Annotated in this window: 14 protein-coding genes; 11 read left to right on the forward strand and 3 right to left on the reverse strand. The window is 69.7% G+C overall.

Annotated elements, in window-relative coordinates; genetic code table 11:
• Positions 1-9: 9 nt before the first annotated feature.
• Genes C4J65_RS27240 through C4J65_RS27250 form a run of 3 tightly spaced genes read left to right on the forward strand, consistent with a single transcriptional unit; the run spans position 10 to position 3937 of the window.
• Positions 10-1659 (forward strand): extracellular solute-binding protein, encoded by a 1650-nt coding sequence (locus C4J65_RS27240; protein WP_115744755.1) that lies wholly within the window; start codon positions 10-12, stop codon positions 1657-1659.
• On the forward strand, positions 1656-3257 hold the full coding sequence (locus tag C4J65_RS27245) for a xylan 1,4-beta-xylosidase (protein WP_115744756.1): 1602 nt from the start codon (positions 1656-1658) through the stop codon (positions 3255-3257). Before C4J65_RS27240 ends, C4J65_RS27245 begins: the two co-directional genes overlap by 4 nt.
• Positions 3254-3937 carry a hypothetical protein gene (locus C4J65_RS27250; RefSeq protein ID WP_115744757.1) on the forward strand — a complete coding sequence of 228 codons (684 nt, stop codon included), beginning with the start codon at positions 3254-3256 and terminating at the stop codon, positions 3935-3937. Before C4J65_RS27245 ends, C4J65_RS27250 begins: the two co-directional genes overlap by 4 nt.
• Before the next feature lie 21 nt (positions 3938-3958).
• On the opposite strand, the gene C4J65_RS27255 is transcribed toward C4J65_RS27250, so the two are convergent.
• Together C4J65_RS27255 and C4J65_RS27260 are read right to left on the reverse strand one after the other, a co-directional pair.
• Positions 3959-5923, reverse strand: coding sequence for an alpha-glucuronidase (locus C4J65_RS27255; RefSeq protein WP_240330532.1), 1965 nt, complete (start codon positions 5921-5923; stop codon positions 3959-3961).
• A 111-nt stretch (positions 5924-6034) separates the two neighbouring features.
• The gene (locus tag C4J65_RS27260; protein ID WP_115744759.1) at positions 6035-9841 is read right to left on the reverse strand and encodes a GH92 family glycosyl hydrolase; all 3807 of its coding nucleotides are present in this window, start codon (positions 9839-9841) and stop codon (positions 6035-6037) included.
• 627 nt (positions 9842-10468) lie between these two features.
• Here C4J65_RS27260 and ngcE point away from each other — a divergent pair.
• From ngcE to C4J65_RS27295, 7 genes are all read left to right on the forward strand, one after another.
• Positions 10469-11812, forward strand: coding sequence for an N-acetylglucosamine/diacetylchitobiose ABC transporter substrate-binding protein (gene ngcE, locus C4J65_RS27265; protein WP_162833633.1), 1344 nt, complete (start codon positions 10469-10471; stop codon positions 11810-11812).
• A 7-nt stretch (positions 11813-11819) separates the two neighbouring features.
• A complete protein-coding gene (locus C4J65_RS27270) occupies positions 11820-12881 on the forward strand; it encodes a sugar ABC transporter permease (RefSeq protein ID WP_115744761.1) in 1062 nt (353 codons plus the stop codon).
• A complete protein-coding gene (locus C4J65_RS27275; RefSeq protein WP_115744762.1) occupies positions 12878-13786 on the forward strand; it encodes a carbohydrate ABC transporter permease in 909 nt (302 codons plus the stop codon). Before C4J65_RS27270 ends, C4J65_RS27275 begins: the two co-directional genes overlap by 4 nt.
• A 232-nt stretch (positions 13787-14018) precedes the next feature.
• Complete coding sequence (locus tag C4J65_RS27280; RefSeq protein WP_115744763.1) at positions 14019-15230, forward strand: ROK family transcriptional regulator; 1212 nt, start codon at positions 14019-14021, stop codon at positions 15228-15230.
• Positions 15231-15363: 133 nt separating this feature from the next.
• Positions 15364-16467 carry a sugar ABC transporter substrate-binding protein gene (locus C4J65_RS27285; RefSeq protein ID WP_162833634.1) on the forward strand — a complete coding sequence of 368 codons (1104 nt, stop codon included), beginning with the start codon at positions 15364-15366 and terminating at the stop codon, positions 16465-16467.
• 158 nt (positions 16468-16625) lie between these two features.
• Positions 16626-17417 (forward strand): ATP-binding cassette domain-containing protein, encoded by a 792-nt coding sequence (locus C4J65_RS27290; protein ID WP_003972912.1) that lies wholly within the window; start codon positions 16626-16628, stop codon positions 17415-17417.
• A complete protein-coding gene (locus C4J65_RS27295) occupies positions 17414-18706 on the forward strand; it encodes a sugar ABC transporter permease (protein WP_115744765.1) in 1293 nt (430 codons plus the stop codon). Before C4J65_RS27290 ends, C4J65_RS27295 begins: the two co-directional genes overlap by 4 nt.
• Positions 18707-18804: 98 nt before the next feature.
• Here C4J65_RS27295 and C4J65_RS27300 read toward each other — a convergent pair whose 3' ends face one another.
• Positions 18805-20328: a chitinase gene (locus C4J65_RS27300; protein WP_115744766.1), complete on the reverse strand. Its 1524-nt coding sequence runs from the start codon at positions 20326-20328 to the stop codon at positions 18805-18807.
• 393 nt (positions 20329-20721) lie between these two features.
• Here C4J65_RS27300 and dxs point away from each other — a divergent pair, with 393 nt between their 5' ends.
• Positions 20722-22650 carry a 1-deoxy-D-xylulose-5-phosphate synthase gene (dxs, locus tag C4J65_RS27310; protein ID WP_115744767.1) on the forward strand — a complete coding sequence of 643 codons (1929 nt, stop codon included), beginning with the start codon at positions 20722-20724 and terminating at the stop codon, positions 22648-22650.
• The last annotated feature ends 14 nt before the right edge of the window (positions 22651-22664 follow it).

The following is a 22664-nucleotide window of genomic DNA, read 5'->3' on the forward strand; positions in this document are numbered from 1 at the left end:
GGAGCAACCGTGAAGAACGCAGCACACCTGTCCCGGCGGCAGATCCTGGCAGCCGCGGGCTTCGCCGGCCTCGCCGCGCTCACCGGCTGCGGCAGCGGCGACGACGGCGGGGACTCCAAGGACCTGTCCAAGAAGCGGGACGGTGCGATGGAGGAGTACCGCACCGGGCAGCCGTTCAAGGCCGCGAAGCCGCTCACCTTCTCGCTGCTGCACCTCAGCAACCCCAACTACCCGCCGAAGGACGGCTGGCTGCTCTGGAAGGAGATCACCAAGCGCACCAACGTCACCTTCAAGCGCACCGACGTCCCCCTCAGCGACTACGAGAAGAAGCGCAGCCTGCTCATCGGCGCGGGCGACGCCCCGCTGCTCCTGCCCAAGACCTACCCCGGGCAGGAAACCCCGTTCGTGGCGTCGGGCTCCGTCCTCGCCGTCAGCGACCACGTGGAACTGATGCCCAACTTCCGCGACAAGGTCCGCAGATGGAAGCTGACGCCGGAGGTGGACTCCCTGCGCCAGTCCGACGGCAAGTACTACCTGCTGCCCGGGATGCACGAGCGGGCCAAGGCCAACTACTCCCTCGCGCTGCGCACCGACGTCCTCGGCAGGCTGGGCCTGAGCCTGCCCTCCACCCTGGAGGAGACGGCCGACGTCTTCCGGGCGCTCAAGTCGGAGTTCCCGGGCAGCCACCCCTTCTCCGACCGCTGGAACCAGCCCGAGCCGGGCGGCGCCCTCCTCGGCTACATCGGCCAGGCCCACGGCGTACGCGCCGGCTGGTCGTACCTGAACACCAGCTGGGACGCCAAGGCCGGGCAGTTCGTCTTCACCGGCGCGACCGACGGCTACCGGCAGATGATCGAGTACCTGCGCGGACTCGTCGACGAGAAACTGGTGGACCCCGAAGGCTTCACCCAGAGCGACGACGAGGCGGTCAAGAAGCTGCTCTCCGAGAAGTCCTTCGCGATCAGCGCCAACCCGCAGGAGCTGGTGCAGAACTACCGCTACAACCTCCAACGACAGGTCGAGGGCGCGAAGATCGAAATGATCCCGGTGCCGCTCGGACCGGCCGGCCCCGTGGTGCTCGGCGGCTCCCGCCTGGAGAACGGCATGATGATCTCCAGCGACGCCCTGGACCGCGACGACTTCGTCGCCCTCCTGCAGTTCGCGGACTGGCTCTGGTACTCCGACGAGGGCCAGAAGTTCACCAAGTGGGGCGTCGAGGGCGTCACCTACACCGAGTCCGGCGGCACCTACCGGGCCGCCGACGGCATCAGCCTGATGGGCTCAGCCCCCGACGCCCCCAAGGACCTCCAGAAGGACTACGGCTTCTACAACGGCGTCTTCTCCTACGGCGGCAGCTGGGAACTGGTCTCCTCCGCCTTCAGCCCCGACGAGAAGAAGTTCCAGGACGTCATGTCGCGGCGCGAGCAGCTCCCCGTCGACCCGGCCCACCCCCTCCAGTCCGTGGAGCAGGAGCAGGCCACCCTCTGGGACACCCCCCTCAAGGACCACGTACGCCAGAACACCCTGCAGTTCATCCTCGGCAAGCGCCCCATGTCCGAGTGGGACGCCTATCTGACCGAGCTGAAGGCCAAGAACATGGACCGGCTGGTCGACGTGCACAACAAGGCGTACGAGCGGTTCAAGAAGGAGCAGGGATGACCGGGACGACCCGCGTCCACGTCCCCGCCGAGGCGGCCGGAGCCTTTCCCGACGCCTGGCGCACCTGCGTCGGCACCGGCCGCCTCGATCTCGCCCTGCGCCGCGACTATCAGGACTCCCTGGCCCTGCTCCAGCGCGAGATCGGCTTCCGGTACATCCGCGGCCACGGCCTGTTCAGCGACGGCATGGCCGTCCACCGCCCCTACACCCACCAGGGCACCCGGTACGTGCACCACTCCTTCACCCACGTCGACCAGGTGGTCGACGCCTGGCTGGCCGCCGGCGTCCGCCCCTTCCTCGAACTCGGCTTCATGCCCGGCGGCCTGGCGAGCGGCGAGCAGACGGTCTTCTGGTGGCGCGGCAACGTCACCCCGCCCCGCGACCTCGCCGAGTGGACCGCGCTCGTCCAGGCGACCCTCGCCCACCTCGTCGACCGCTACGGCCTCGACGAGGTCCGCACCTGGCCCGTCGAGGTCTGGAACGAACCCGACCTGCCCGACTTCTGGCAGCACGCGGACCAGGGCGCCTACCACCGCCTCTACGAGGCCACCGCGCACGCCGTGAAGGAGGTGGACGCGGGCCTCCAGGTGGGCGGCCCGGCGGTGTCGCCCGGGGCCGGGCCGGACTGGCTGGAGCGGTTCGCCGAGTTCACCGAACGCCGGGACGTCCCCGTCGACTTCGTCTCCCGCCACGCCTACAGCTCCGGGCCCGCCCAGCACGTGCCCTTCGGCGTGCACCAGACGCTCGCCCCGGCCGGCGCGCTGCTCGACCAGTTCGCCGAGCCCCGCCGCACCCTCAAGGGCACCGGGCTCGCGGACGCGCCCGTGCACATCACCGAGTTCAACTCCTCCTACCGGCCCGACAACCACGTCCACGACACCGCCTTCCACGCCGCCTACCTCGCCCCGGTCCTGGCGGGCGGCGGCGACCTCGTCGACTCCTTCTCGTACTGGACGTTCAGCGACGTCTTCGAGGAGGCCGGCGTCCCCACCGCCCTGTTCCACGGCGGTTTCGGGCTGCTCGCCCACCGGCAGGTCAGAAAGCCCACCTTCCACCTGTACGCCTTCCTCGCCCGGATGGGCCCCGACCTGCTGACTCGCGGCGACGACCACCTCGTCACCCGGCACCGGGACGGCCGGGTCACCGTCCTGGCCTGGGCCCCGGTCGAGCCGACCGGCGCCACACCCGGTCCGGACGCGCACGTACTGCGCCTGTCCGTGCCGGTCGGCGCCCAGGACGCGGCCGGCGGACGGGGCGAGGCGTTCGTCCGGCGCCTGGGCGTGGACGAGGAGCACGGCAACGCGTACACCGCCTGGCGCCGCATGGGCAGCCCCCGTTCGCCCCACCCCCACCAGCTCGACGTCCTCCACGAGGCCGCCGAGCCCGCCCGCACCCACCGGAACCTGCCGGTCGAGGACGGCCGCGTGGACCTGCCCCTCACCCTCGCCCGGCACGAGGTCGCCTTCGTCGAGCTGAGCCCCGTCGAGGACGAGACCCCGCCCTGGTGGGACGAGCGCCGCCTGCTCGGCCGGGAGCCGGAGCATGACCGGGAGCCGGTGCGTGGCCGGGGCCCGGAACTCGGCCGGGACCCGGAGTGAGCACCGCGCGCACCGCCGGCTTCGGCACCGGCGTCCTCTCCCGCGCCGCCGCCCTGATCCACACCCTGCTCACCGTCGAGGCCCTGCTGCTCCTCGCCTCCGCACCCGGCCTCGCCGGTCTCTTCCTGCTCGCCCCCGACCCCGCCAACCTCCCCCTGGCCGCCCTGTGCCTGCTGCCGCTCGGGCCCGCCCTGTCCGCCGCCGTCTACGCCCTGCACCACCGCGGCGCCGACCTCACCGAACTCCATCCGGCCCGCGCCTACGCGCGCGGCTGGCGGCTGGGCGCCCTCCCGGCGCTCCGGCTGTGGGCGCCCCTGCTGGCCTGGCTCACCGTCATCGCCTTCACGCTCACCCACTTCGGTGCCACCGGCCTGCCCGGCTGGTGGGCGGCGCTGCTCGCGCTGGTGGGCGCCGGCTCCCTCCTGTGGGGCGCGCACGCCCTCGTCCTGACCTCCCTGTTCACCTTCCGCACCCGCGACACCGCCCGCCTCGCCGCCTACTTCCTGCTCTGGCACGGCCGAGCCACCCTCGGCGCCGCCTCCCTGCTGCTCCTGTCCGCCGCCCTGACCGCCCTGCTGACCGAGGCCCTGCCCGCCCTGCTGGCCGCACCCCTGCTGCTCTCCCTGCTGCACAGCAGCCGACCGGTGATCGACGAGACGCAGGAGGAGTTCACGGCGTGACGGCGGGCGTGGGCCCGCGCCTCAGTGGATCGTCCGCCCCCGCTCGTCCGGCACCCCGGACTTGCGCAGGAAGTAGCTGTTGACCTGGTCGCGCCACTCCCGGGCGGAGCGCACCTGCTCCTCGTACCGCTCCGCCACCCGCGCGTGCCGGGCGGGCTCGACCAGGTCCGCGAGGCGCGCCCACACCCGGCGGGCCTCCTCGGCCTCCTCGGCGCCCTCGAAGTGGGTGTCGTAGATGTGCTGGATCACGGTCTTCCCGCTGCGCAGCACATGGCCGTAGGGCACATGGTGGAAGAACAGCAGCAGTTCGTCGGGGCAGGTCCCGGGCGACTCGTACGTCTCCGCCCACGGCCTGGCGTACTGCGCCGCGTACCCGGTGCCGGTGGCGGAGCTGCGGTCCACGCCGACGCCGTCGCGGTCGGCGAAGTGGTAGGTGCCCCAGGGGCTGTACTCGTAGCCGTCCACGCTCGGCCCGTAGTGGTGCCCGGGCTGCACCATGAAGCCGGCACCGAGCGGGGCGGTGTACTTCTCGTACGTCGCCCAGGAGCCGTCGAGGACGGCGTGCAGGCCCTCGGACAGCCGCCGCCCGGCGCCCGGATGGGTCAGCGCGATCCACTCGTCCAGGACCGCGCGCGGGTCCGCCGACGGGTCCCAGGCGAGCCGTCCGAAGGTGTACAGGTTGGCCTGCGCGAGCGGGTGGCCGGTCCAGAACGGGTCGTCGCCCGCGTTGGACACCGCCACCAGCCCGTCCGCCAGCCGCCCGACGGCCACCTCGCCGTCCGGCCGGAAGCGCAGCACCTCGCTCCACATCGGGCCCAGCCAGCACACGTGCCGCTGCTGCCCCGTGTACTCCTGCGTGGCCTGCACCTCCACCGCGAGCCGGGTGCCCGGCAGCGCGCCGATCAGCGGTGACACCGGCTCGCGCACCTGGAAGTCCATCGGACCGTGCTTGACCTGGAGCACCGCGTTCGCGGCGAAGTCGCCGTCCAGCGGCACGAAGTGGTCGTACGCGGCCCGGGCGCGGTCCGTCGACCGGTCCCGCCAGTCCTGGCGGTGGTCGTAGACGAAGGACCGCCAGTGCACGGTGCCGCCGTACGGGGCGAGCGCGGCGGCCAGCAGGTTGGCGCCGTCCGCGTGCGTGCGCCCGTACGCGAACGGGCCGGGCTGCCCCTCCGAGTCGGCCTTCACCACGTACCCGCCGAAGTCCGGCACCGCCTCGTACACCCGCTCCGTCGCCCCGGCCCACCAGTCCCGCACCCCGGCGTCCAGCGGGTCGGCGGTGGACAGCGGGCCGAGGACGACCGGCGCGGCGAAGCTCACCGACAGGTGCGTGCGCACCCCGTAGGGCCTGAGCGCGCCGGCGATCGCCGCGACCTCGCCGATCCGGTCGGTGAGCAGATGCGCCTCGGTCTCGTGGACGTTCACGTTGTTGACGCAGACCGCGTTGATCCCGCAGGCCGCCAGCAGCCTGCCGTACGCCCGCAGCCTGTCCAGACCGTCGCGGGCCCGGCCGTCCGCCCAGAACAGTGAACCGCCCGCGTAGCCCCGCTCGACCTGGCCCATCACCGGGTGCACGGCCACGTTGTCCCAGTGGTCCAGCATCCGCAGCGCGAGCGCCGGGCGGTGCTCCTCGCGGACGGGGCCGCCCCGGAACGCGGCCTCGCCGAGCCGCACGACGTGGAACAGGCCGTACAGCAGCCCGCGTCCGCCGGACGCCGTGACGGTGGCCCGGCCGTCCGCGCGGACGTACCCGAAGCCCTCGTCGCCGAAGTCCCCGGCGCCGTCCGCGGCCCCGTCGGTCAGCTCCAGCACGAGATCGGCGGGGGCGCCGTCGCGCACGAGCGCGCCCCCGAACCGCTCGCAGGCCGCCGCCACCTCACCGCGCACCGTGTCCACGAGCGGCCCGGACCCGCGCACCAGCACGTGCCGGGTGCCGACCGCCCGGAAGGCGGTGTCCGGCAGCCAGGCCGGGTCGATGTCCGTCACGCGGTCATTCTGGTCCATCCGGCGGGCGCGGGGAACGGGGGCGGAACGTGCGGACGGCGGGCCCGGACCGAAGCCCGGACCCGCCGCCCGTCCGTCAGTGGCACGGGTCGCCTACGCCAGCAGTTCCACCTCCGCCAGCGTGTGCGCGCCGTCCAGCACCAGGCGGTACTTGGCGTACGAGCCCGGCGACTTCACCGAGAACGCGCGCGTCTGCCGGTCCCAGGCGAAGGACTCGCCGGAGCGTTCGTCCAGCGTCCGCCAGGTCGTGCCGTCGGCCGAGCCCTGGAGCTTCCAGCCGGCCGGGGCCTTGGTGCGGTCCGCCGACGAGGTGAGCGTGTACTGGACCGCCTTGGCGCCCTCGCCGGACACGGGCAGGTCCACCGAGGTCACGCTCGCGTCCGTCGCCGAGGTGTTGTCGAACAGCGCGCCCTGGCCCGTGATCGCGTCGGTGCGCGGGGTCGGCACCTCGTCGTCCTGGGTGATCGACGGCGGTGCCGCGTTGTCACCCGTGCCCCACGAGGAGGGCTTCGGGCCCATGTCGAACTCCAGGACGCCGCCCTTCGCGATCAGCGAGTGGGGGAGCGAAGTGGAGTTCCAGCGCTTGCCGTTGACCTTCAGGCCCTGCACGTAGACGTTCTTCGTGCTGTTCTTCGGTGCCTTGACGACCAGCTCGCGGCCGTTCTCCAGGTGCACCGTGGCCTTGGTGAACAGCGGGGACCCGACGGCGTACTCGCCGCTGCCCATCACCAGGGGGTAGAAGCCGAGCGAGGAGAAGAGGAACCAGGCCGACTGCTCGCCGTTGTCCTCGTCGCCGTGGTAGCCCTGGCCGATGTCGCTGCCGGTGTACAGCCGCTGGAGCACCTCGCGGATGTTCTTCTGCGTCTTGTACGGCTGCCCGGCCGCGTCGTACATGTACAGGGCGTGGTGGGCGACCTGGTTGGAGTGCCCGTACATGCCCATGCGGACGTCCCGCGCCTCGACCATCTCGTGGATGACCCCGCCGTAGGAGCCCTTCAGGTCCGGGGAGGCCGTCTCCGGGGTGGACAGGTACTCGTCGAGCTTGTCGCCGAGACCCTTGCGGCCGCCGTACAGGTTGGCCAGGCCCCGGCTGTCCTGCGGGGCGGTGAAGGCGTAGCCCCAGCCGTTGGTCTCCGTGTAGTCGTAGCCCCACACGCGCGGGTCGTACTTCTCGGAGTCGACGCGCCAGTTGCCCTTGACGTCCTTGCCCTGGAAGAAGCCGGCCTTGGCGTCGAAGAGGCTGACGTAGTCCTGGGCGCGGTTGAGGAAGTAGGCGGACTCGTCCTTGTACCGCTTCTCGCCGGTCTCCTTGTAGAGCTTCTCGCCCATCTTGGCGATGCCGTAGTCGTTGAGGTAGCCCTCCAGCGACCACGACAGGCCCTCGTGCGTCTCGGTACCGGCGTAGCCGAGGAACGGCGAGGTCTCCATGCCCTTGCGGCCCACGCCGGAGGACGGCGGCACCACGGTGGCGTTCTTGACCGCCGCGTCGTACGCCGCCTTCGCGTCGAAGTCGACGCCCTTGACGTAGGCGTCGGCGAACGCCACGTCGGAGGAGGTGCCGGTCATCAGGTCCGCGTAGCCGGGGGAGGACCAGCGCGAGGTCCAGCCGCCGTCCTTGTACTGCTGCACGAAGCCGTCGACCAGCTCACCGGCCTGGGACGGGGTGAGGAAGGAGTACGCGGGCCAGGCGGTCCGGTACGTGTCCCAGAAGCCGTTGTTGACGTAGACCTTGCCGTCCACGATCTTGGCGCCGGTCTCGGTCGGCGTGTTCTCCTTGACCGCCTTGGAGAACGGGGAGGCGTACTTGTACTTTCCGTCGACCTTCTCGTGGCCCGCGTTCGGGTACAGGTACAGCCGGTAGAGGCCGGAGTACAGCGTGGTCAGCTGGTCCTGCGTGGCGCCCTCGACCTCGACCTTGCCGAGGATCCTGTCCCACTGCTTCTGGGCGTCCCGCTTGACCTTGTCGAAGGAGGCGCGCTTCGGGATCTCCTGGCGCAGGTTGTCCTTCGCCTGGTCCACGCCGATCAGCGAGGTGGCGATGCGCATCGTCACGGAGTGGTCCCGGCCGGCGTCGAAGCGCAGATGGCCCTTGACGCCGCTGGAGTCGCCGCCGGTGACCTTGCTGTCGAACTCGCCGTAGACGAAGAGGCGGGTGGCACCGGCGGAGCCGCCGGACTTGACGTCCGAGTAGCCGGTGAAGGTGCCGTTCTCCTTGTCCAGGGTCAGGCCGGCCTGGTCGTTGACGTTGTCGAAGATCACGCTCGCGTCGTCACCGGGGTAGGTGAAGCGCATCATCGCCGCGTGGTCGGTCGGCGTCATCTCGGCCTTGACGCCGTTCTCGAACCGCACCCCGTAGTAGTACGGCCTGGCCGTCTCGTTCTCGTGCCGGAAGGCCAGCTCGCGGGCGTCCCGGCCGGTGTCCGGGGTGCCGGAGGCGGCCGACGGCATCACCTGGAAGGTCTGCCGGTCGCCCATCCACGGGCTCGGCTCGTGGCTCGCGGAGAACGCCTGCACGGTGGGCAGGTTGTCGTCGTTGTTGCCGCTGGCGTACTCGTAGATCCAGCTGAGCGACTCGGCGTTGGTCACCGGCGTCCAGAAGTTGAAGCCGTGCGGCACGGCGGTCGCGGGGAAGTTGTTGCCGCGCGAGAAGCTGCCGCTGGAGTTGGTGCCGCGGGTGGTGAGCGCGTAGTCGGACAGGTGAGCCTTGGGACGCTCGGGCGCGGCCCGCTCGATCTCCACGTCGTCCAGCCAGCCGCGGAACTTCGCCGGGCCCTTGGGGGAGTCGTACGCGATCAGGATCCGGTCGACGGTCTTGCCGGCCGCGACCGAACCGATCCCGGACTTCACGCTGTTCCACTGGTTCACGTAGAGGATCTTGGCGTCGCCCTGACCGCGCGGCGTCAGCGGGAACCCGTGCTGGTCGGTGGCCTTGAGGTCACTCAGGTAGGTGCCGTCGGTGAAGGCCAGGTCGACCGAGACGTTCGTGGCGTCATAGTCGAGGTCGCCGTCCGCCATCGACGGGAAGATCTTGTACGACAGCTCGCTGCGCCGGTCGACCTTGACGTTCACGTCGAAGACCTTGTTGTACGAGTAGCCCCGGCCGTCCGCGGTGTGCCGGCCCGCGTAGCGCAGCGCGTGGGTGCCGGTGAACCCGGCGTTCGCCTTCGCGGTCGGCGAGCCCACCGGGCCCTCGTCGACGAAGGAGAGCATGTCCTCGGGCGTGGGGACCTCGGTGTCGCCGGTGGCCAGCTGCACGTCGGCGAGCTGGAGCGCGTCACCGGCCCCGTTGTTCTTGGTGATCTCCAGCCGGAAGTGCTGGAACTCGGCGGTCTCGGCGAGTTCGTACGTCTTGGTCTGGAACCGCTCGCCGAAGTGCTCCCCGGAGCGGGTGTCCAGCGTCTGCCAGTTCTCGCCGTCCGCCGAGCCCTTCAGCGTCCAGTCCAACGGGTCGCGTTCGTCGTGGTCGTTGGCCGAGGTGAGCGCGTACTTGGCGATCTTCGTCGGTGCGTCGAGGTCGAACTCGACCCATCCGGTCGGCGCGAAGGTGAGCCACTTGGTGGCCGGCTCGTTGTCGACGAGGTTCTCCTTCACCTCCCGGCCGCCCGTGTTCTCGGCGCTGGCGCGCACGCCGGTGACGTTCTCGGTCACGTTGCCGGGTATGCCGGTGCTGTACCCGCCGTCCACACCGGAGGCCCGCTTGCCGCCGTCCCGGTCGGTCTCCACGGTGTCGGTCCAGTCCGGAACCGGGTCGTCCGCCTCGAAGGACGACGCGAACTCCCGGTCGGTCTTGGCGGGGGCGCCCGGCAGCGCGACCGCCGCTCCCTGTGAACCCACCGCCAAGGCGAAGGCGGTCGTCATGACGACCGCCGGACCCCATCTGTGCCGAACTCTGTACTGCATGTCCTGGCCACCCTCCCTGCGCGCGGGACAACGTTGTCAAATCAACTGCGCAAGGACCAGTAGGGGTCAAGTGGCATGTGATGTCAAGGGTGTTGGATGTGGCGTTCGGGGCTTATGGCAGGGATTCCTCCGGCATGCGGTGCACAGGCCATTCATATTTCCGGGAGGTCTCAACTCGGAAAAGACGTACCGCGAACCTTGCATTCGATCTTGCTCCGCCAAGTGAAAGTGGACTATACCTGTCGGCACTCCGGGGCATCTTCACCGCACCCGACCTTGTACGGCCGCATTTCCTGCACGACCCAGCTTGACCCGAACGCGGTGCCGGGGAGGATCCGGTTCACCGCCTGAGTCCTGGAGAAGGCGAGGACTTGAGCATGGGATCCACCACCGGCGTGGGCCATCACGATCTGATCAGGCGGAGCGCGACCGCAGCTCCGGCCCCGGCGACTGTTGTGCCGGCATCGCTCAGCTGATCATCGGCGCCGCACCGCGGCTCCGAGACGACGGCGACAACGCCGCACACCCGGACAGAAACAATCGATCAGTGAGGATGCAAAGATGACCATTCGTGCCGGCTCTCTTGACAGGCGGACGCTCCTGCGCGGGGCCATCGCCACCGCGGCCGTGGGCTCGTTCGCGGTAGCGTGCAGCTCTCCCTCCAGCGAGGACGGCGACGGCGACGGCGGCCCGAAGGGCGAGAAGAGCGCCAACAACCCGTTCGGTGCCGCCGCGAACTCCTCGGTCGAAGCGGCCATCTTCGACGGCGGCTACGGCACCGACTACGTCGACTACACCAACCAGGTGCTCGGCAGCCAGGTCAAGGGCCTCAAGGTCCAGGTCAAGCCGGTCGTCGACATCGCCCCCCAGCTCCAGCCCCGCTTCGTCGGCGGCAACCCGCCGGACCTCATCGACAACTCCGGTGAGGACCAGATCGGCTTCCTCGGCATCCTCGACCAGCTGGACGAGCTCGACGACCTCTTCGAGGCCAACACCTACGAGGGCAAGAAGATCGCCGACATCGTCTACCCCGGCGTCAAGGACCCCGGCACGTTCAAGGACAAGTTCGTCGCGCTCAACTACGTGATGACGGTGTACGGGGTCTGGTACTCGAAGACGCTCTTCGAGGAGAACGGCTGGACCCCGCCGAAGACCTGGGACGAGGCGCTCGACCTCGGCCAGGAGGCGAAGAAGAAGGGCAAGTACCTCTTCGTCCACGGCAAGGAGGCGGCGACCTACTACCGTACGCTCCTGATCGACTCGGCGATCAAGGAGGGCGGCGACGAGGTCCGGCTCGCCCTGGAGAACCTGGAGAAGGGCTGCTGGTCGCACCCGGCCATCCAGGGCGTCATCAAGGTCATGGAGACCATGGTCAAGCAGAAGATGTTCGTCCCCGGTGGCTCCGGTACCCAGTTCCAGAAGGCGCAGGCGATCTGGAGCAACGACCAGAAGGCGCTGCTCTACCCGTCCGGTGGCTGGATCGAGAACGAGATGAAGAAGGCCACCAAGGCGGACTTCCAGATGACCGGAATCCCGTCGATGACGCTCACCGACAAGCCGGCGCTGCCCTACGAGGCGCTCCGCGCGGCCGCCGGTGAGCCGTTCATCGTGCCCAAGCAGGGCAAGAACCCGGCCGGCGGCAAGGAAGTGCTGCGGGCGATGCTGTCGGAGAAGGCGGCCGCCAACTTCTCCAAGACGAAGCTGGCCCCGACGATCGTCAAGGGCACCGTGCCCGCCGACGGCTACGGATCGACGGCGCTCGTCTCGCAGACGAAGATGCTGGAGGCCGCGGGCACCGACATCTTCAACTACATGTTCGTCGAGACCTACGGCCTGAACACCGACCAGCTGGTGCCGTGGAACTCGTTCCTCGCCGGTGACCTCGACGGCAAGGGGCTGACCTCGGCCCTGCAGAAGATCTCCGACAAGGTCCGGGAAGACGACTCCGTCGACAAGGTCAAGGTCAGCTAGCAACGCGATGAAAGACACGATCCCCACTGCCGAAACCGCGAGCCGCCGGCCCGAGCCGGCCGCTCGCGGCGGGCGGCCACGGCGCCGCAAGCTCACGTTCGACCGCGTGACGTTCTTCCTCGCGTTCCTCGGTGTCCCGCTGGCCATCTTCGTGATCTTCGTGCTGATCCCGTTCGGCCAGGCGATCTTCTGGGCGATGACCGACTGGCGCGGCTTCAGCCCGGACTACAACTTCGTCGGCTTCGACAACTTCACGAAGATGTTCCAGGACGACATCTTCCTGAAGGCGTTGCGCAACGTCGCACTCCTCGCGGCCTTCGTGCCGCTGGTGACGCTGACGCTGGCCCTCGGGGTCGCCGTGGCCATCACCCTGGGCGGGCCCAGCAAGGGCCCGGTCCGGGGGATCCGGGGAGCGTCGTTCTACCGGATCATCTCGTTCTTCCCCTACGTCGTACCGGCGATCATCGTCGGTCTGATCTGGGCGCAGATGTACGACCCGAACGCCGGCCTGCTCAACGGCGTCCTCACCGGCCTCGGCCTCGACCAGTTCGACACGTTCGCGTGGCTGGGCGAGAAGGCGGCCGCGATGCCGGCCGTGATGTTCGTCATCATCTGGGGGCTCGTCGGGTTCTACGCGGTGCTCTTCATCGCCGCGATCAAGGGCGTTCCCGGCGAGCTGTACGAGGCGGCGAAGATCGACGGGGCCGGCCGGTTCCGCACCACGATCTCGATCACCCTGCCGGCGATCCGGGACAGCGTGCAGACGGCGTACATCTACCTGGGCATCGCCGCCCTCGACGCCTTCGTCTACGTCCAGGCGATGGTGCCGAACGGCGGCCCGGACAACTCGACCCTGACGATCAGCCAGCGTCTGTTCAACGTCGCTTTCGCCAAGCAGCAGTTCGGCTACGCCACCGCGATGGGCGTCGTCCTCGCCGCCGTCACCCTGGTGTTCGCGGCGCTGGTGTTCCTCGTCAACCGGCTCACGGGCGGCGGCGAGGGCAAGAGCAAGAGGAACGCACCTGGGTCCAGGGCTCGGCGTGCCGCAGCCAAGGGAGGTGCCCGGTGAGCGTCATCGCGGCCGACCGGAAGCCGGCCAGTGACCGGAAACCGGCGAGCGACCGCAGGCTGACGAGGGCCGCCGCGAGCAGCGACCGCAGATTCGCGGCGATCTCGCACGCCCTGCTGATCCTGTGGTCCGTGATCGTGATCGTGCCCATGCTGTGGGTGCTGATGTCGTCGTTCAAATCGACCGGCGAGATCCTTTCGTCGCCGTTCTCGCTGCCGGATCACTGGCGCTTCGAGAACTACGCGAACGCGTGGACCGACGCGAACATCGGGAAGTACTTCCTGAATTCCGTGATCGTCGTGGTCTCCGCACTGATCCTGGTGATGCTGCTCGGCGCGATGTGCGCCTACGTTCTCGCCCGGTTCGAGTTCCCCGGACGCCGGCTGATCTACTACGTGATGCTCGCCGGCCTGACCTTCCCGGTTTTCCTGGCGATCGTTCCGCTCTTCTTCCAGTTGCAGAACTTCGGGCTGCTGAACACGCGTCCCGGACTGATCCTCACCTATGTCGCGTTCGCGCTGCCGTTCACGATGTTCTTCCTCTATTCGTTCTTCCGGTCGCTGCCGCACGACGTGTACGAGGCGGCACTGATCGACGGTGCCGGGGACTGGCGGGCGTTCTTCCAGGTGATGCTGCCGATGGCCCGTCCGGGCATGGCGGCGGTGGCGATCTTCAACTTCCTGGGCCTGTGGAACCAGTTCCTGCTGCCGGTGGCGCTCAACACCGACCAGGACAAGTGGGTCCTCACCCAGGGCATGGCCGCCTACGCGTCCTCGCAGGTCTACGACATCGACTACGGTGCGCTGTTCGCGGCCATCGTGATCACGGTGGTGCCCGTACTGCTCGTGTACTGCGTCTTCCAGCGGCGGATCGCCGGCTCGGTGTCGCAGGGCACCTTCCGCTGACGCCCACCGCCGCTCCACCCGTCGTACGCAGGGGTCCGGTCCCGGAGAGACAGCTCTCCGGGACCGGACCCCTGCGGCGTACCGCCGGTGGTCGGCCGTGGACACGGCCTGGAACCGATTTCTTTCAAGGGCTTGACGCCACTGGGCGATTCAGCGGAGTTTGGGGTTCATAACTTGTACAAGGTCTGCATCACACCGGGTGACGCGGACCCAGGGATGAGGGTGAGAGTCAATGGAGACTCCCGGGTCGCAGTCGTCGCTGCACCGAGCCAACCTGGAACGGGTCGTACGAGCGGTACGGCTCGCCGGTTCGCTCACGCAGGCGGAGATCGCGAGGACGACGGGGCTGTCCGCGGCCACGGTCTCGAACATCGTCCGGGAACTGAAGGAAGGCGGGACGGTCGTGGTCACGCCCACCTCGGCGGGCGGCCGCCGGGCCCGCAGCGTCTCGCTCAGCGGGGACGCCGGCATCGTCATCGGCGTGGACTTCGGCCACACCCACCTGCGCGTCGCGGTCGGCAACCTCGCCCACCAGGTGCTCGCCGAGGAGTCCGAGCCGCTGGACGTCGACGCCTCCTCGGACCAGGGCTTCGACCGGGCGGAACAGCTGGTCAGCCGGTTGATCGCGGCCACCGGCGTGGACCGCGCCAAGATCGCCGGGGTGGGCCTCGGCGTGCCCGGCCCGATCGACGTGGAGTCCGGGACGCTGGGCTCGACCGCCATCCTGCCCGGCTGGGGCGGCACCCGGCCCGCCGAGGAGCTGCGGGGGCGGCTCGGCGTGCCGGTGCACGTGGACAACGACGCCAACCTCGGCGCCCTGGGCGAGCTGGTCTGGGGCAGCGGCCGTGGGGTGCGGGACCTGGCGTACATCAAGGTCGCCAGCGGTGTCGGCGCCGGGCTGGTGATCAACGGGAAGATCTATCGCGGACCGGGGGGCACAGCGGGCGAAATCGGGCATATCACCCTGGATGAAGCCGGTCCCGTCTGCCGGTGCGGAAACCGGGGTTGCCTGGAGACCTTCGCGGCCGCACGCTATGTGCTTCCGCTCCTCCAGCCCAGCCACGGCACCGATCTGACGATGGAGGGCGTCGTGCGGCTGGCGCGGGACGGTGACCCCGGTTGCCGTCGGGTGATCGCCGACGTCGGCCGCCACATCGGCAGTGGAGTCGCCAACCTCTGCAACCTGCTCAACCCGAGCCGCGTCGTCCTCGGCGGCGATCTCGCCGAGGCCGGCGAGCTGGTGCTCGGGCCGATAAGAGAGTCCGTCGGGCGCTACGCCATCCCCAGTGCGGCGCGGCAGCTCTCCGTGCTTCCCGGGGCCCTCGGCGGCCGTGCGGAGGTGCTCGGAGCCCTCGCCCTCGCCCTCAGTGAGATGGGCGATTCGACGCTCTTGGACGGGTCTGCGACCGGCGCTCTGCCGGCGGCCACGCCTGCCTTCACTTAGAGCACGGATGGCACCGTTGTCATCTCGTTAAGGATTTACTTCTTGACGTCGCACGTGTGGCCGAGTTGACTTCCAGCCACCTCGGCCGCAACGACGCGGCCTCGTCAGGGAGGTTTGTGAAGTGAACACGCGTATGCGTCGTGCCGCCGTTGCCGTTGCCACCACCGCGATGGCCGTCTCGCTCGCCGCCTGTGGCAGTGCCAAGGAGTCCGACGGCGGCAGCGACTCGTCCGACTCGGCGGCGAAGAAGGGCGACGACATCAAGGTCGGTCTGCTCCTTCCCGAGAACCAGACCGCGCGGTACGAGAAGTTCGACAAGCCCATGATCGAGAAGAAGGTCAAGGAGCTCACGAACAACAAGGGCGAGGTCGTCTACGCCAACGCCAAGCAGGACGCCAGCCTGCAGAACCAGCAGGTCGACACGATGGTCACCAACAAGGTCGACGTGATGATCGTCGACGCGGTGGACTACAAGGCCATCGCGGGCTCGGTGAAGAAGGCCCACGACGCCGGTATCAAGGTCGTCGCCTTCGACCGCCTGGCCGAGGGCCCGATCGACGCCTACACCTCGTTCGACAACGTCACCGTCGGCAAGACGCAGGGCGAGGCGCTCCTGAAGGCGCTGGGCGACAAGGCCAAGGACAGCCAGATCGTCATGATGAACGGGTCCTCCACCGACCCGAACGCCGCCCAGTTCAAGGAGGGCGCCCACTCCGTCCTCGACGGCAAGGTGAAGATCGGCCGCGAGTACGACACCAAGGAGTGGAAGCCGGAGAACGCCAACGCCAACATGGAAGCGGCGATCTCCGCACTCGGCAAGGACAAGATCGACGCCGTCTACTCCGCCAACGACGGCATGGCGGGCGGTTCCATCACCGCCCTGAAGCGGGCCGGCATCGCGGACATCCCGGTCACCGGGCAGGACGCCGAACTCGCGGGTGTGCAGCGCATCGTCACCGGTGAGCAGTACATGAGCGTCTTCAAGTCCTACCCGAAGGAGGCCGAGACCGCGGCCGAGATGGCCGTCGCGCTGGCGAAGGGCGAGTCGCTCGACTCCATCGCCAACGACAAGGTCGACAGCGCCACCACCAAGGGCGTCCCCGCGGTCATCGTCCCGGTCGTCTCGCTGACCAAGGACAACATCAAGGAGACCGTCATCAAGGACGGCTTCTACACGATCGACGAGATCTGCACGGACAAGTACAAGGCCGCCTGCGACAAGATCGGCCTCAAGTAAGCGGACCCGCGTCCCGGGCCGACTGAGCCGCCCGGGACCGGCCGCCCCAGCTCCTCCGGCGCCCCGCACTCATCAGCCCCGCAAGCTACGCGGGGCGCCGGACGGAACACCCCCCAATACTTCTGCACAACCTCCCGCCGGGTCAGGCGGCGAAGGAGATGGTTCACGTGTCCGCTACGCCCGTGCTGGCGTTGCGCGGGGTCTCCAAGCGATTCGGTGCCGTCCAGGCGCTCACCGACGTCGAGCTTGAGGTCCACGCCGGTGAGGTGGTCGCCCTGGTGGGCGACAACGGCGCCGGAAAGTCCACGCTGGTCAAGACGATCGCCGGCGTGCACCCCATCGATGAGGGCGCCATCGAGTGGGACGGCAGGTCCGTCTCGATCAACAGGCCGCACGACGCCCAGAGCCTCGGCATCGCGACCGTCTACCAGGACCTCGCGCTGTGCGACAACATCGACGTCGTCGGCAACCTCTACCTGGGCCGGGAGATCCGCAGGCGCGGCGTCCTGGACGAGGTGGAGATGGAGCGCCGCTCCCGCGAGCTCCTCGACACGCTGTCCATCCGCATACCGAGCGTCCGCATCCCGATCGCCTCGCTCTCCGGCGGTCAGCGCCAGGTGGTGGCGATCGCCCGGTCCATGCTCGGCGAGCCCAAGCTGGTCATCCTCGACGAGCCCACCGCCGCCCTCGGCGTCGAGCAGACCGCGCAGGTCCTCGACCTCGTGGAGCGGCTGCGCGAGCGCGGCCACGCCGTCATCCTCATCAGCCACAACATGGCTGACGTCAAGGCGGTCGCCGACAAGGTCGCCGTCCTGCGCCTCGGGCGCAACAACGGCGTCTTCGAGGTCAAGTCGACCTCGCAGGAAGAGATCATCTCCGCCATCACGGGCGCCACGGAGAACGCCGTGACCCGTCGTGCGGCGCGCACCAATGGGGAGATCAAGAAGTGAGCATCGACAAGACCTCCACCCCCGCCGAGGACCAGGCGGTGGAGAACCCCGCCGCGGCCGCCGGCGCCGCCGCCGCGGTCGACCCGCGGCTGCTGGTGCGCGAGCAGGGCCTCGCGGGCTACCTGAGCGAGTTCAAGCGGAAGATGAAGGCCGGTGACCTCGGGTCCATCCCGGTCGTCGTCGGACTGCTGATCATCTGGGCCATCTTCACCAGCCTGAACTCCAACTTCCTCACCGCCGGCAACTTCTCCGACATGTCGGTCGCCATGGTCGGCACCGGCATGATCGCCGTCGGTATCGTCTTCGTCCTGCTGCTCGGCGAGATCGACCTGTCGGTCGGCTCGGTCAGCGGTGTCGCGGGCGCCACCTTCGCGGTGCTGAGCGTCACGCACGGGATGAACGAGTGGCTCGCCCTGCTGCTGTCCGTCCTCACCGGCACCGTGGCCGGTGCCATCCACGGCTTCGTCTTCGCCCGCATCGGCGTGCCGGCCTTCGCCGTGACGCTGGCCGGACTGCTGTTCTGGCAGGGCTTCATGCTGCAGATCCTGGGCAGCAACGGCACGATCAACCTCGACTCCGAGGGCATCGTCGTCAAGATGACCAGCTACTACTTCAGCGACGTGGCCGCTGCCTACGGCCTGGCGGTCGTCGTGACCGCGGGGTACTTCCTCAGCGCGTTCTTCGACAGCCGGCGCCGCGAGGCCGCCGGGGTGCCCTCCCGGCCGCTGAACGAGATCATCGTGCGTACGGTGCTGCTGGCGATCCTGGCGTTCGTCGTGGCGATCGTCTTCAACCAGTACAAGGGCCTGCCGCTGGCCGTGGTGATCTTCCTGGCGTTCCTGCTGCTCACGGACTTCGTCCTGCGCCGCACCGCCTACGGTCGCAAGATCTTCGCCCTCGGTGGCAGCGTCGAGGCGTCCCGCCGCGCCGGCATCAACGTGGAGCTGATCCGGATCTCGGTCTTCGCGATCGCCGGCGGCTTCGCCGCGATAGGCGGCCTCTTCGTGGCCTCGAAGATCGCCGCCGCCAACCAGGGCGCGGGTACCGGTGAGTTCCTGATGAACGTCATCGCCGCGGCCGTGATCGGCGGCACGTCCCTGTTCGGCGGCCGCGGCCGCACCTGGGACGCGCTGCTCGGTGTGATGGTCATCGTCTCGATCCAGTACGGACTGGCCCTGGAGGGCATCGCCTCGCCGGTCCAGTACATGATCACCGGTGGTGTGCTGCTGGCGACGGTCGTCATCGACGCGATCACCCGCAAGACGCAGAAGACGGCCGGCCGCGCGTAGCAAGCCGCCGCACGGCCGACGACGGTCCGCCCGCCCGCCCAGCTGAGCCCTGGGCCGGCGGGCGGACCGCTGTGTCGCGTCAGTACGCCCCGCTCACGTCAGCAGGCGCCGAGGTCCTGCCAGACGCCCCACTGGCCGGTGGTCCCGGGCTCCTCGCCGGTCGTCCACCACTTGGCCTTCCAGGTGTGCCCCTCGTGGGAGACCTGCTGCCCGCCGGTGTAGATCGCGCCCGAGTTCCACGGGGCGGCCGTGCACTGGCTGCCGTTGCCGCCGGTGACGGTCAGCGCGTACGTGGTGCTGTGGCTGCCGGACGGGCTGGTGCCGGTGACCGTGACGGAGTAGGTGCCCGAGACGGCCCGGTCGGTGGTGGCGAGGGTGAGCGTCGACTGCCCGCCCGCCGTGACCGAGGCGGGGCTGAACGACGCGGTGACGCCCGCCGGTACCCCGCTCGCCCTGAGCTGCACCGTCTCCGCCGCGCCCGACTTCACCGCGGTCTTCACGGTGGTGCTGGCCGAGGCGCCCGCGGTCACCGTGCCGGAGGCCGGGGTGGCGGCGAGGGAGAAGTCGTTCTCCGGGGCGGTGCTGCCACTGGTGAAGGGCGCGAAGATGTGCGAGAAGTCCCAGGTGTTCTGCTGGATGCCGGAGCAGTTGTCGGCCGCGCCGCCGCCCGCGCAGCTCCCGTTGTCCCGCTGGAGCGCCCAGAAGGAGAGCGTGTTGATGCCCTGGTCCAGGGCCCAGTCGTAGACCGTGCGGGCGTTGGCCAGGGTGAAGGTCTCCGCCGGTCCGAAGTCGTCGACGCCGATCATCTCGATGACGCCGATCATGTGCCACAGCTCGGCCGAGGACTTGTCCGGGTAGAGCCGGGCCAGCACGTCGTGCAGACCCTGGGTCGCCGTCCGGGTGTCCCGGGCCATGTCGTGCTGCTGGTTGTCGTAGTAGTCGAACGTCATGAGGTTCACGACGTCGACCTCGGTGCCGTTCGCCACGGCGTTCTCGAGCAGGGCGACTCCGTTGCTCGCCAGGCCGCGGGTGGTCGTGGGCAGGGTGTAGGAGATCTCGATGTCGCGGCCGTTGTCGGCGGCCCAGTCCTGGACCAGCTTGATCGCCTTGTTGCGGCGGTCGATGCCGGCGGTGTTGTCCAGCGCGTCGATCTCGATGTCCATGTCGAGCCGGCTGACGTCGTAGGTCGTGATGACCTTCTCGTAGGCCGCGGCGATCTGCTGGACGTCCGTGCAGCTGTCGGCGATCTCGGTGCCGGTGGTGTCGGCCGTGTAGCCGCCGAACGAGGGGATGACGTCGCCCCCGTTCGCCTGGATGGTGTCGAAGTCCGCGCCGAAGGTCGACTGGGCGATCGGCATCGACGTGTCGCCGTTCCAGTACGGCGTGCAGGAACCCGGGGTCGCCGTCTGGAGGAAGGCCATGGTGAGGTGCTTGGCACCCGACTGGGCGGCCAGCGCGGCCGGGCTCTCGCCGGTCCAGGCCTCGAAGTACGGCGCGAAGACCCGGTCCGGCAGCGGGGTCGCCGCCTGGGCCGCGCCGGTGCCGGACAGGGCGAGGCCCACCGCGGCCACGGTGGTGGCGGCCGCGGTGAGGGCCGCCCGGATGGAACGCATGCGTCTCATGTCAGTCCCGGTGTGTGTGGGGTGGAACGTCGATTCCCGTGCTGTGCTGGGGTGTTGCCGGGTACGGGGATATCGCCGGACCGACGGGGGACGCAATGGTCTGGACCAGAATGGGACTAGACCAATTCGCGGGACCGGGCGCCCCCCGGCCTGCACACCGTGCGCGCCGTGGACTGGACCACCCGGGTAAAGGTGTCCCCAAGCCGGGCTCTCCCCGGGCCGGGAGGACGCCGGGCCGGACGAGGGACACCGGGCCGCCGGGAAGACGTAGAACGGCCCGCCCATGGGTAAGGCCGAACGCGTGACGTACGACGCACCGCCCGGACACGTTCCGCCGGAGCGGAACATTAGACTCGACGAGCCCGGCAACAGCTCTACTGCAAGGAGGCACGGGTGCCGCTGCTGACCCGCATCACGGGACCGCGCGATCTGGACCGGCTCAGCCTGGAAGAGCTGAACCAGCTGGCCGAGGAGATCCGTACCTTCCTCGTCGACGCCGTGTCCAAGACCGGCGGCCACCTCGGCCCCAACCTCGGCGTGGTGGAACTCACCCTCGCCCTGCACCGGGTCTTCGACTCGCCGAAGGACAAGGTGCTCTGGGACACCGGCCACCAGTCCTACGTGCACAAGCTGCTCACCGGCCGCCAGGACTTCTCGAAGCTCAAGATGAAGGGCGGCCTGTCCGGCTACCCCTCGCAGGGGGAGTCCGAGCACGACGTCATCGAGAACAGCCACGCCTCCACGGTCCTCGGCTGGGCCGACGGCATCGCCAAGGCCAACCAGGTCCTGGAGCGCGACGACCACGTCGTCGCCGTCATCGGCGACGGCGCCCTGACCGGCGGCATGGCCTGGGAGGCGCTGAACAACATCGCCGCCGCCAAGGACCGCCCCCTCGTCATCGTCGTCAACGACAACGAGCGCTCCTACGCCCCCACCATCGGCGGCCTCGCCAACCACCTGGCGACCCTGCGCACCACCGACGGCTACGAGCGCTTCCTGGCCCGCGGCAAGGACCTCCTGGAGCGCACCCCGGTCGTCGGCCGCCCCCTCTACGACACCCTGCACGGCGCCAAGAAGGGCCTGAAGGACTTCATCGCCCCGCAGGGCATGTTCGAGGACCTCGGCCTCAAATACGTCGGCCCCATCGACGGCCACGACCTGGAGGCCCTGGAGTCCGCCCTCACCCGCGCCAGGCGCTTCGGCGGCCCGGTCATCGTGCACTGCCTCACCGAGAAGGGCCGCGGCTACCAGCCCGCCCTCCAGGACGAGGCCGACCGCTTCCACGCCGTCGGCAAGATCCACCCCGACACCGGCCTGCCCATCTCCACCTCCGGCGCCGACTGGACCAGCGTCTTCGGCGACGAGATGCTCAAGCTGGGCAAGGAGCGCGAGGACGTCGTCGCCATCACGGCCGCGATGCTCCAGCCGGTCGGCCTCGACAAGTTCGCCAAGGCCTTCCCCGACCGCGTCTACGACGTCGGCATCGCCGAGCAGCACGGCGCGGTCTCCGCGGCCGGCCTCGCGCACGGCGGCGTCCACCCGGTCTTCGCCGTGTACGCCACCTTCCTCAACCGCGCCTTCGACCAGGTGCTGATGGACGTGGCCCTGCACAAGTGCGGCGTGACCTTCGTGCTGGACCGGGCCGGAGTCACCGGCACCGACGGCGCCTCCCACAACGGCATGTGGGACATGTCGATCCTCCAGGTCGTCCCCGGCCTCAGGCTCGCCGCCCCGCGCGACGCCGAACAGGTCCGCGCCCAGCTGCGCGAGGCCGTCGCGGTGGACGACGCACCGACCGTGGTCCGCTTCTCCAAGGGCGCCGTCGGCCCCGCCGTCCCCGCCGTCGGCCGCGTCGGCGGCATGGACGTGCTGCGCGCCCCCGGCACCGAGACCCCCGACGTGCTCCTGGTCTCGGTCGGCGCCCTCGCGCCGATGTGCCTGGAGGTCGCCGACCTGCTGAACAAGCAGGGCATCTCCACCACCGTGGTCGACCCGCGCTGGGTCAAGCCCGTCGACGAGGCCATGGCCCCGCTCGCCGAGCGGCACCGCGTGGTCGTCACCGTCGAGGACAACTCCCGCGTCGGCGGCGTCGGCTCCGCCGTCGCCCAGGCCCTGCGCGACGCCGGCGTCGACGTCCCGCTGCGCGACTTCGGCATCCCGCCGCGCTTCCTCGACCACGCCTCCCGCGCCGAGGTGCTGGCCGAGATCGGGCTCACCGCGCCCGACATCGCCCGCCAGGTCACCGGCCTGGTCGCCAAGCTCGACGGCAGGTACGACCAGGCGGGCGCCGAGGTGGACCAGGTGGAGGCCGCGCGCGACTGACCCCCGCACTCGGG

Source organism: Streptomyces sp. CB09001, from assembly GCF_003369795.1.
Classification (GTDB): domain Bacteria; phylum Actinomycetota; class Actinomycetes; order Streptomycetales; family Streptomycetaceae; genus Streptomyces.

Coding starts and splice junctions, on each gene's coding strand:
- C4J65_RS27245 (WP_115744756.1), top strand. CDS start 1,656: ATGACCGGGACGACCCGCGTCCACGTCCCCGCCGAGGCGGCCGGAGCC.
- C4J65_RS27260 (WP_115744759.1), bottom strand. CDS start 9,841: ATGCAGTACAGAGTTCGGCACAGATGGGGTCCGGCGGTCGTCATGACG.
- C4J65_RS27270 (WP_115744761.1), top strand. CDS start 11,820: ATGAAAGACACGATCCCCACTGCCGAAACCGCGAGCCGCCGGCCCGAG.
- C4J65_RS27280 (WP_115744763.1), top strand. CDS start 14,019: ATGGAGACTCCCGGGTCGCAGTCGTCGCTGCACCGAGCCAACCTGGAA.
- C4J65_RS27285 (WP_162833634.1), top strand. CDS start 15,364: ATGCGTCGTGCCGCCGTTGCCGTTGCCACCACCGCGATGGCCGTCTCG.
- C4J65_RS27290 (WP_003972912.1), top strand. CDS start 16,626: ATGGTTCACGTGTCCGCTACGCCCGTGCTGGCGTTGCGCGGGGTCTCC.
- C4J65_RS27300 (WP_115744766.1), bottom strand. CDS start 20,328: ATGAGACGCATGCGTTCCATCCGGGCGGCCCTCACCGCGGCCGCCACC.